This window comes from Serinicoccus sp. CUA-874, from assembly GCF_001942225.1.
In the GTDB taxonomy this organism is placed as follows: Bacteria; Actinomycetota; Actinomycetes; order Actinomycetales; family Dermatophilaceae; genus Ornithinicoccus; species Ornithinicoccus marinus.
Genome location: NZ_MKJZ01000003.1, coordinates 92,639 through 101,275, shown reverse-complemented (window position 1 = coordinate 101,275; position 8,637 = coordinate 92,639). Strand labels below are relative to the sequence as shown.

The 8,637-nt window shown below is 72.9% G+C and carries 8 protein-coding genes and 1 pseudogene; 6 read left to right on the top strand and 3 right to left on the bottom strand.

What is annotated here, in order from left to right; translation table 11 throughout:
• Positions 1 to 112 precede the first annotated feature (112 nt).
• The 3 genes and pseudogenes from lpdA (at position 113) to BJF80_RS20625 (ending at position 3,069) form a co-directional block, all read left to right on the top strand.
• Positions 113 to 1,512, top strand: a pseudogene (gene lpdA, locus BJF80_RS01590) (dihydrolipoyl dehydrogenase).
• A gap of 22 nt (positions 1,513 to 1,534) precedes the next feature.
• The gene (murJ, locus tag BJF80_RS01585) at positions 1,535 to 2,581 is read left to right on the top strand and encodes a murein biosynthesis integral membrane protein MurJ (RefSeq protein ID WP_269087362.1); all 1,047 of its coding nucleotides are present in this window, start codon (positions 1,535 to 1,537) and stop codon (positions 2,579 to 2,581) included.
• On the top strand, positions 2,470 to 3,069 hold the full coding sequence (locus BJF80_RS20625; RefSeq protein WP_269087361.1) for a lipid II flippase MurJ: 600 nt from the start codon (positions 2,470 to 2,472) through the stop codon (positions 3,067 to 3,069). The genes murJ and BJF80_RS20625 overlap by 112 nt, the downstream gene beginning before the upstream one ends.
• On the opposite strand, the gene BJF80_RS01580 is transcribed toward BJF80_RS20625, so the two are convergent.
• Positions 2,988 to 4,247, bottom strand: coding sequence for a hypothetical protein (locus tag BJF80_RS01580; protein ID WP_075810968.1), 1,260 nt, complete (start codon positions 4,245 to 4,247; stop codon positions 2,988 to 2,990). The two genes, BJF80_RS20625 and BJF80_RS01580, sit on opposite strands and share 82 nt — an antisense overlap.
• 149 nt (positions 4,248 to 4,396) lie before the next feature.
• On the opposite strand from BJF80_RS01580, the gene BJF80_RS01575 reads away from it, so the two are divergent.
• Positions 4,397 to 4,903, top strand: a complete 507-nt coding sequence (locus BJF80_RS01575) for a PspC domain-containing protein (RefSeq protein ID WP_075810967.1) — start codon at positions 4,397 to 4,399, stop codon at positions 4,901 to 4,903.
• An 85-nt stretch (positions 4,904 to 4,988) separates the two neighbouring features.
• Here BJF80_RS01575 and BJF80_RS01570 read toward each other — a convergent pair whose 3' ends face one another.
• Together BJF80_RS01570 and BJF80_RS01565 are read right to left on the bottom strand one after the other, a co-directional pair.
• Positions 4,989 to 5,924: a hypothetical protein gene (locus tag BJF80_RS01570; RefSeq protein WP_075810966.1), complete on the bottom strand. Its 936-nt coding sequence runs from the start codon at positions 5,922 to 5,924 to the stop codon at positions 4,989 to 4,991.
• A 39-nt stretch (positions 5,925 to 5,963) separates the two neighbouring features.
• Positions 5,964 to 6,326, bottom strand: a complete 363-nt coding sequence (locus tag BJF80_RS01565; RefSeq protein WP_075810965.1) for a hypothetical protein — start codon at positions 6,324 to 6,326, stop codon at positions 5,964 to 5,966.
• A gap of 155 nt (positions 6,327 to 6,481) precedes the next feature.
• On the opposite strand from BJF80_RS01565, the gene BJF80_RS01560 reads away from it, so the two are divergent.
• Positions 6,482 to 6,763, top strand: coding sequence for a DUF4212 domain-containing protein (locus BJF80_RS01560; protein WP_075810964.1), 282 nt, complete (start codon positions 6,482 to 6,484; stop codon positions 6,761 to 6,763).
• The gene (locus BJF80_RS01555; RefSeq protein WP_075810963.1) at positions 6,760 to 8,529 is read left to right on the top strand and encodes a sodium:solute symporter family protein; all 1,770 of its coding nucleotides are present in this window, start codon (positions 6,760 to 6,762) and stop codon (positions 8,527 to 8,529) included. The genes BJF80_RS01560 and BJF80_RS01555 overlap by 4 nt, the downstream gene beginning before the upstream one ends.
• Positions 8,530 to 8,637: the final 108 nt, after the last annotated feature.

Below are 8,637 nucleotides of genomic sequence, written 5' to 3'. Positions count from 1 at the left end.
GTGGGGGAACCCGGGGGCGGAGCCCCCGGGCGTGGGGGAACCCGGGGGCGGAGCCCCCGGGCGTGGGGGAACCCGCGGGCGGAACCCCCGGGTGTGGCATTAGTGTGAGCCCATGGCCGATCACTATGACGTTGTTGTCCTGGGCGCCGGCCCCGGCGGGTATGTCGCGGCGATCCGCGCGTCCCAGCTGGGCAAGAAGGTGGCCGTCGTCGAGAAGCAGTACTGGGGCGGGGTCTGCCTCAACGTCGGGTGTATCCCGAGCAAGGCGCTGCTGAAGAACGCCGCGCTGGCGCACACGCTCCACCACGAGAAGGACCTCTACGGCATCGAGGGCGAGGCGACCATGTCCTACGCCCCGGCCCACCAGCGCAGCCGCAAGGTCAGCGCGGGCATCGTCAAGGGCGTCCACTTCCTCATGAAGAAGAACAAGATCACCGAGGTGGACGGGTGGGGCACGCTGACCTCGGCGACCTCGATGGACGTCGAGGGCGAGGACGGCAACTCCACGCAGCTGACCTTCGACCACCTCATCCTGGCCACCGGCTCGGTGACCAAGATGCTGCCGGGCGCGAGGTGAGCAAGAACGTCGTGACCTACGAGGAGCAGATCCTCGACGAGGAGTTACCCGGCTCGATCGTCATCGCCGGCTCCGGCGCGATCGGTGTCGAGTTCGCCTACGTCATGGCCAACTACGGCGTCGACGTGACCATCGTCGAGTTCCTCGACCGGATCGTCCCGCTCGAGGAGCCGGAGATCTCCAAGGCCCTGGCCAAGGAATACAAGAAGCTCGGCGTGAAGATCATGACGAGCACCAAGGTCGACAACGTCGAGGACACCGGCGACGGGGTCAAGGTCACCGTGACGCCCGCCGACGGCGGCGAGTCGCAGACGCTGGAGGCCGACAAGCTGCTCTCCGCGATCGGCTTCGCCCCGCGGGTGGAGGGCTTCGGCCTCGAGACGACGGGCGTGGAGCTCACCGACCGCGGCGCCATCGCGGTCGACGACTACCTGCGCACCAACGTCGACAACGTGTATGCCATCGGTGACGTCACCGCGAAGCTCATGCTCGCGCACACCGCCGAGTCCCAGGGCATCATCGCCGCCGAGACACTGGCCGGCGCCGAGACGATGCCGCTGGACTACACCTTCATCCCGCGCGCGACCTACTGCCACCCGCAGATCGCCTCCATGGGGATGACCGAGCAGGCGGCCAAGGACGCCGGGCACGACGTCAAGACCGCGCAGTTCCCCTTCTCGGCCAACGGCAAGGCGATGGGCCAGGGCGAGAGCGTCGGCTTCGTCAAGGTGGTCGCGGACGCGAAGTACAACGAGATCCTCGGCGCGCACATGATCGGCCCGGACGTCACCGAGCTGCTGCCGGTGCTCAACCTGGCGCAGACCTGGGACCTCACCGCCGACGAGATGTCGCGCGTCGTCTTCGCCCACCCGACGCTGGGCGAGGCGGTGAAGGAGGCCGTGCACGGCATCGCCGGACACATGATCAACCTCTGAGCCGACGGCGCGGGGCGGCCGGGTGGTGACCCGACCGAGCATCGGCCGTGCCGCGCTGCTCGTCTCCGGCCTGACCGGCGTCTCCACGCTGCTCGGCTTCGTCCGGGACGCGGTCATCGCCGCGGTCTACGGCGCCGGTCCGCAGCTCGACGCCTACTTCGTCGCGCTCGGCCTGGCCAACATCGTGCTGGGGCTGCTCGGCACCTCGCTGACCCGCGCCAGCACGCCGGTGCTGGCCCGGGAGGCCGACGGCGAGGAGGTATGCCGGGGCCACCGCACCTTCGACGTCGTCCTGACCCGCGCGCTGGTCGGCATCGGGGCCCTGAGCGTGGCCCTCGGCATCGCCGCGGCGCCGGTGTCGCGCCTGCTGGCGCCCGGCCTGACCGGCGAGGCGGCGGACCTGCTGGTGCTGCTGACCCGGATCGTCCTGGTCACCACGGTCGTCGTCGCGGCCACCGACCTGCTGGTGGCGCAGGCGCAGGCGCACGGCGTCTTCCGGTGGGGCGCGCTGCAGGGCGTGCCCTTCAACCTGGTGATGATCGGCTGCGCGGGACTGCTCGGCCCCCGCATCGGGGTCGTCGCGCTCGCGGTGGGCTTCCTCGTCGGCTCCCTGGCCCGGCTCGCGCTGCAGCTCGTGCCCCTCGTCCGGCACCGCTGGCCGGTCCGGCCCCGGCTGCGCGGCGACTCCCCCGGCGTGCGCGAGATCACGGCGATGCTGCCGCCCCTCGTGCTCGGTCAGGCGATGCTCAACGTCAACACCCTCGTCGACCGGGCGGTGGCCTCCACGGTGGGCGAGGGCGCCGTCTCGGCGGTCTTCCTCGGCTGGCGGCTGGTCAACCTGCCGGAGATGCTCGTCGTGGCCGCGCTGGTGGCACCGCTCTACCCCGCGATGGCGGCGGCCGCCGCGCAGGACGACGGTCGCGCCCGGCTCCGCCGCTGGTGCACCGCGGGCTGGCCGTGTCGCTCACCCTGCTCGGGCCGGTCGCGGTCGTGCTGCTCGTCGCGCCCGTCCCGGTGGTGGCCCTCGCCTTCGGCCGCGGCGCGTTCGACGCCGACGCGGTGCGGCTGACCGCCGTGGCCGTGCTGTGGTTCGTGCCGGGACTGCTGGCCCTCGCGTGCCGGCAGGTGCTCGTCAGCGCCTGCTACACCGTGGGTGACACCCGCGGTCCCGTCGCGATCGGGGCGGTCGTGATGGTCGTCAACGTGGTGGGCGACCTCGTGCTCGCCCAAGTCCTCGGGGTCGCCGGCATCGTCATCGCCACCTCGGCCTCGCTGCTCGTGGCGGCCACCCTCACCGGGTGGTGGGCGGCCTCCCGGCACCACCTCGTGCCGGTCCGCGCCAGTGCGCTGCTGCTAGGCCGCGCCGCTCTCGCGCTGCTGGCCGCGACGCTGCTGGCCCGCCTCGCCGTCGGCGCCATAGACCCCGAACCTGTCTGGGCCACGGCGCTGCTGGTCCTGGTGACCGCCGCCCTCGGTTACCAGCTCGCCCTGGCGGTCCTGCGGGCGCCGGAGCGCTTCGTGGCGCTGGAGGTCGTGCGACAGCTCGTGCGCCGCTGACGGCGCGGTGACCACCTCCGTCGGCTCCGCCAGCAGCCGGCCGGCGAGGAGCCGCAGCACCGGCCCGGGGTCGCGTGGGTCGGCGACGCTGTGGCGCGCACCCAGACCCCACCGCAGGCTGCCGAGGACGTCCGCGACGACCCCGCCCCGACGCTCCTGGACAGCCCGTCGCAGATCGCCCGGCAGCCACTGGTAACGCATCCCGGGTCGCCCGTCCGCGAGCTCGGGCACGGGCATACCGCGCCCGCGCGCAGACCCGCGTCCACCAGCCCGGGCCGCGCGGCCTCAGCCAGGGCGAGCGACCCGAAGAAGCGCCCGTTGAGGTCGATGAGCCGGTGGACGCCGTCTCGCCCCACCAGGAACTGCAGCTCCACCAGGCCGCTCCACCCCAGCCGGCCGAGCAGCAGCTCGCAGCGCTCGGCGAGCACCGGGTCGACCGGCACGGTGCGGGCCCGGGCCGAGGCGCCGGAGGGGGTCGGGAAGACGCACGGGGAGACCTGCTGGACCCGACCCGTCAGCCTGCCCTCGTGCACGACCCCGATGAGGGCCGACAGGACGCCGTCCACGGGCTCCTGCAGGACCGGCTCGTCGTGCTCCGAGGCGAAGGCCAGCAGGTGCCGCTCGAGCTCGGCCGACGTGCGGCACACCGCTGTCTCGATCCGGTGCCGCCGGTCGTGGTGGGGCGTCCAGTGGCGGCGGTTCTTGACCACCACCGGCAGCGCGACCTCCTGCCAGGGCTCGGGTGCCAGCGTGCGGGTCGCCGGGGTCGCCAGCCCGGCGTCCTGCGCCATCCGGTGGAGGGTGAGCTTGTCCATGCCGGCGGCGACCACCGCGGCGGCAGGGTGCGCGACCGTCGCGGTCAGTCGCTCGCGGTGGTGTGCGAGGGCCGCCATCCAGTCGTCTCCCGAGCCGACCACCACGTCGTAGCGGCCCTCGGCCAGAGCCGCCCCCAGACCCCGGAGGAAGGCGCCCTGCTCGCCGCTCGGACGGGGCACCGGGTGAAGGGCGTGGACCGCGTCGGAGGCGCCCGCCAGCCCGCCGTCGGCCCGGCTCGAGCCGAGCCCGACGCGCCACCCCGCCCGACGCAGCGCCCGGGCCGCCGTCACGGCCCCCCGGTCCCGTGCGTGCGCGAGGATCAGCACCGCACGCGGGGTGCGGCTGCGTCGCGCGACAGGCATGCCCCCACGGTAGGCGTCGGTGATGAGATGCCGGTGAGAATCGCCGGGCGACCCGCGATCTGCTCGCGCTCCGAGGGGGGATAACCCCCGACCAGGTCCGGTGGTCCACCGGCTCCACCGGACCGGCGCCGCGCGGCAACCTTGATGTCATGAACGAGAACCCCAGCTCCGCACCCACCTCCGACCTCCCCCCGATCCTGCCGCAGCCCGCCGCGCAGCAGGAGCGCTCCGGCTCCCTGGACGGCATGTATGCCGCCCTGCGCCGCCTCCCCGCCCGCCGCACCGACCAGGCCGTCCTCGGCGGCGTCTGCGCCACCGTCGCCGACCGGCTCGGGGTCGCCCCGGTCGCCGTCCGCGCCGCCGCCGTGCTCGTGGCGCTGCTCGGCGGCGTGGGGATCGGGATCTACCTCATCGCCTGGACCGTGCTGCCGGACCGCACCGGCAGCACCCACGTCGAGCAGGGCCTGCGCCACGGCCGCGGCCGCTCGCTGATCGTCCTGGCCCTCGGCGGGTTCGCCATGCTCGGCGTGCTCGGCGGCGGCCTGTCCTTCCTCGCGGCGATCCTGCCCGAGCTCCTCGGTGTCGCCGTCCTGGCCGCCGCGGGCTACTGGGCCTGGGGCCGGCTCTCCGCCCGGCGCGAGGAGGCCACCGGCTGACGAGGCAGGGACTCCTCGTCACCCTCCGGGTGGCCCGCGCCGGTCGGACCTCGTGTCCGACCGGCGCCGTCGTGCGCGGGCGCGGTCAGGCGTCCGCGAGCCGCCTGCGCAGGTCGACGAGCTCCTCGACCAGGGCCTGCGCAGCGGCCAGGCGGTCCGCGGCCCAGGCGACCGCCTCGTCGACCCGGGCGGTGAGGTCCTCGGCGCTCAGCGGGTCGAAGAACCGCCCGCCGCCGGCCGGGAAGTCCGCCAGGTCCGGCACCGCGATCTCCGGCAGGTCCGAGGCCGCGAGCTCGTCGCGCAGGTGCCCGACGACCTCGTCGGCGGCGGCGACCTGGCGCCGCACCGCGCGCAGCCCGTCGAACCAGTAGACACCGCCGTGCGGGTCGGCCATCGAGACCGACGCCTCGATGCCGGCCGCCACGACCGGGATGCGCCGGTGCACCCGCTTCAGCTCGGCCACCAGCTGCCGGGCGACGGGGAGCACCACGTCGACCTCGGCCCGCTGGCTGATCTGCCGCTGCCTCCGCTCGGCCCAGCCGAGGACCTCCTCGGGGTCCACGACCTCCTCGGCAGTCCCGCGCGTGGACCGTCCGCCGAGGTGACCGCGTGCCCGCGCCGCGAGGACGAGGTCGCTGAGCGCCTCCTGGTAGGCGGTCTCGGGGTCCCCGAGCAGGGCGATGTCACCGTCGAGCCGGTCCGCCTCGAGTGCCAGGGTGGCCAGCCTCGCCTGGATCTCCTCCACCCGGGCCGCCGCCTCCTGCGCCTGGGCGAGCTCCTCGACCCGACGCTCGTCCAGCGTCCCGTCGAGCATCGCCCGCAGCCGCGCCACGCCGATGCCGTGCAGCCGGTCGACGTCCGCCTGCTCGGCGGCATACGCCCGCTCGCGCTCGGCGAGCAGCGCCCGGTCGCGGTCGATGCGAGGCTGCAGCAGCTCGCGCGAGAGCCGCAGCCGGCGCCACCGCGAGCGCTCGTGCTCCAGATCGAGCACCCGCTCGCGGAGCCGTCCGAGATCGGCCACGTCAGTCCGCGGTCGCCGGCTCGGCCGGCACGACGGACATCAGTTGACGCGCCGCGAGGAGGCACAGCACCCCGCCGAAGCGCTCAGCACCAGGCCCGGCCCCGGCATCCACCCCTGGAGCCCCACCCGGCTCAGCATGTAGACCACCTGCCACACCGGCAGCCCGAGCCCCACCGCCGCGCACAGCAGCGTCTGGCCGATCACCAGCGTCCGCAGCCGGGCGGCGGGCAGCAGCCCTCCCGCGAGTGCGAGGAGCCCGGCGTAGAAGACCCACAGCCCCGCGCCGACCGCGCCGCTCACCGGCCCCAGGTGGGTGTAGACCCAGGGGAGGAAGCCGCCCAGCGCCATCATCCCGGCGGCGAGCAGGAGCCGGCCCTGACCGGGGGCACGTCGCGACCGCATGCGGGCACTGTATGCCACCACCGGCCTCCTCCCGGTGCCGCTCGGCGCACCCTGTCCACCGTTCGGCGCACCACGCCACCGCTGTGCTTGCCGCGACGTCCGGGCTTCGGTTGCGTGGTCCCCCGACCACACGTCCCGCAGAGCAAGGAGGCTCCATGCTTGACGTCGACCAACGGCGTGAGTACTGGCGGCGCAACGTCCGCCTGATGTCGGTCCTGCTGGTGATCTGGGCCCTGGTGTCCTTCGGCGCCGGGATCCTCTTCGTCGACGCCCTCAACACCGTCTCGATGTTCGGCATACCGCTGGGCTTCTGGTTCGCCCAGCAGGGCTCGATCATCGTCTTCGTCCTGCTCATCGCGTTCTACGTGTGGCGGATGGACAAGCTGGACGCGGAGTTCGGCATCACCGAGTACGAGCAGGAGGTGCACCACCAGTGAGCACCATCCAGGCCTGGACGCTCGTCTTCGTCATCCTCACCTTCGGGTTCTACATCTGGATCGCCTACCGCAGCCGGGTCTCGGACACCGCGGGCTTCTACGTCGCCGGCGGCGGCATCCCGGCGCCCGCGAACGGCGCCGCGGTCGCGGCGGACTGGATGAGCGCCGCCTCGTTCATCTCGATGGCCGGCCTCGTCGCCTTCAGCCAGAACGGCTACGCCGGCTCGGTCTTCCTCATGGGGTGGACCGGCGGCTACGTGCTGCTGGCGCTGCTCCTCGCGCCCTACCTGCGCAAGTTCGGGAAGTACACCGTGCCCGACTTCGTCGGCGACCGCTACAACGAGACCGCCCGGCTGGTCTCGGTCGTCTGCGCGCTCGTCGTGTCCTTCGTCTACGTCGCCGGGCAGATGGCCGGGGTCGGCGTCGTCTTCCAGCGGTTCCTCGGCGTCGACCGGACGTGGGGCGTCGTCATCGGCATGACGATCGTCTTCCTGTATGCCGTGCTCGGCGGCATGAAGGGCATCACCTGGACCCAGGTGGCGCAGTACTCCGTGCTGATCATCGCCTACATCATCCCGGCCGTGGCGATCTCGCTGCAGCTCTCCGGCAACCCCTTCCCGCAGATCGGCTTCGGTCAGATCCTCGGGGAGCTGGACCAGCTGCAGCAGGAGCTGGGGCTGGCGGCCTACACCGAGGCCTTCACCCAGACCTCCATGGTCAACATGGTCCTCATCACCGCCGCCCTGATGTTCGGGACGGCGGGGCTGCCGCACGTCATCGTCCGCTTCTACACCGCCAAGTCGGTGCGCGCGGCGCGCTACTCGGCGCTGTGGGCACTGTTCTTCATCTCGCTGCTCTACACCATCGCCCCCGCCGTCGGCGCGTTCAGCAAGTTCAACGTGCTGACCCAGATCCCGGGGTCCGGGATCGAGGACACCCCGGAGTGGTTCAACACCTGGCGCGACGTCGGCCTCATCACCACCGAGGACCTCAACGGCAACGGCGTCATCGACGTCGCCGGGGCGATCGGCGAGGGCACCGAGCTGGCGATCAACAACGACATCGTCGTCCTCGCGGCGCCGGAGATCGCGGGCCTGCCGGCCCCGATCGTCGGGCTGGTCGCCGCGGGTGGTCTGGCGGCGGCGCTGTCGACCGCCTCCGGCCTGCTCCTGGTCATCTCCAGCTCGGTGGCCAACGACATCTACTGGAAGAAGGTCAACCCGCGGGCGACGGACGCCCAGCAGCTGCGGGTCGGTCGCATCGCGATGGCCGCAGCCATCCTCGTCGCCGGCTACCTCGGCATCAACCCGCCCGGGTTCGTGGCCGAGGTCGTGGCGCTGGCCTTCGGGCTGGCCGCCGCCTCCTTCTTCCCGATCCTCTTCCTCGGGATCTTCTGGAAGAAGGCGACGGCCACGGCAGCCGCGACCGGTATGGCGGTCGGGCTCGGCGTGACGCTGCTCTACCAGCTGTGGACGCTGCCGACGTTCTTCGGCAACGAGCCGATCTGGGGCATCCCCGCGACCGGCATCGGCACGATCGGGATGATCCTCAACCTCATCACGATCATCGTCGTCTCGCAGTTCACCGAGGAGCCCAGCGAGCTGATGCAGCAGGTGGTGGAGGACGTCCGCTACCCCGGCCGCTCCGAGCTCGTGGCCGCCCACGCCGAGGGCCACCTGGAGGACTACGCCCGTGACCACGACGGGCACGACGAGCGCGACCGGCATGACGGGCATGCCGGACGGGATGGGGACGGGCGCGGCTGAGCCCACCCTCACCCCACCCGACCGACCGACCGCGCACTCTGCTCGCAGGGTGCGCGGTCGGTCGTCGGGAGGCGGGGGAACCGGGCAGGGTGACGCGGCGTCAGAGCC

Bases quoted from the DNA above. Each gene is read 5' to 3' on its own strand.
- BJF80_RS01575 (WP_075810967.1), top strand. From the start codon at position 4,397: ATGAACGAGAACCCCAGCTCCGCACCCACCTCCGACCTCCCCCCGATC.
- BJF80_RS01565 (WP_075810965.1), bottom strand. From the start codon at position 6,326: ATGCGGTCGCGACGTGCCCCCGGTCAGGGCCGGCTCCTGCTCGCCGCC.
- BJF80_RS01560 (WP_075810964.1), top strand. From the start codon at position 6,482: ATGCTTGACGTCGACCAACGGCGTGAGTACTGGCGGCGCAACGTCCGC.
- BJF80_RS01580 (WP_075810968.1), bottom strand. From the start codon at position 4,247: ATGCCTGTCGCGCGACGCAGCCGCACCCCGCGTGCGGTGCTGATCCTC.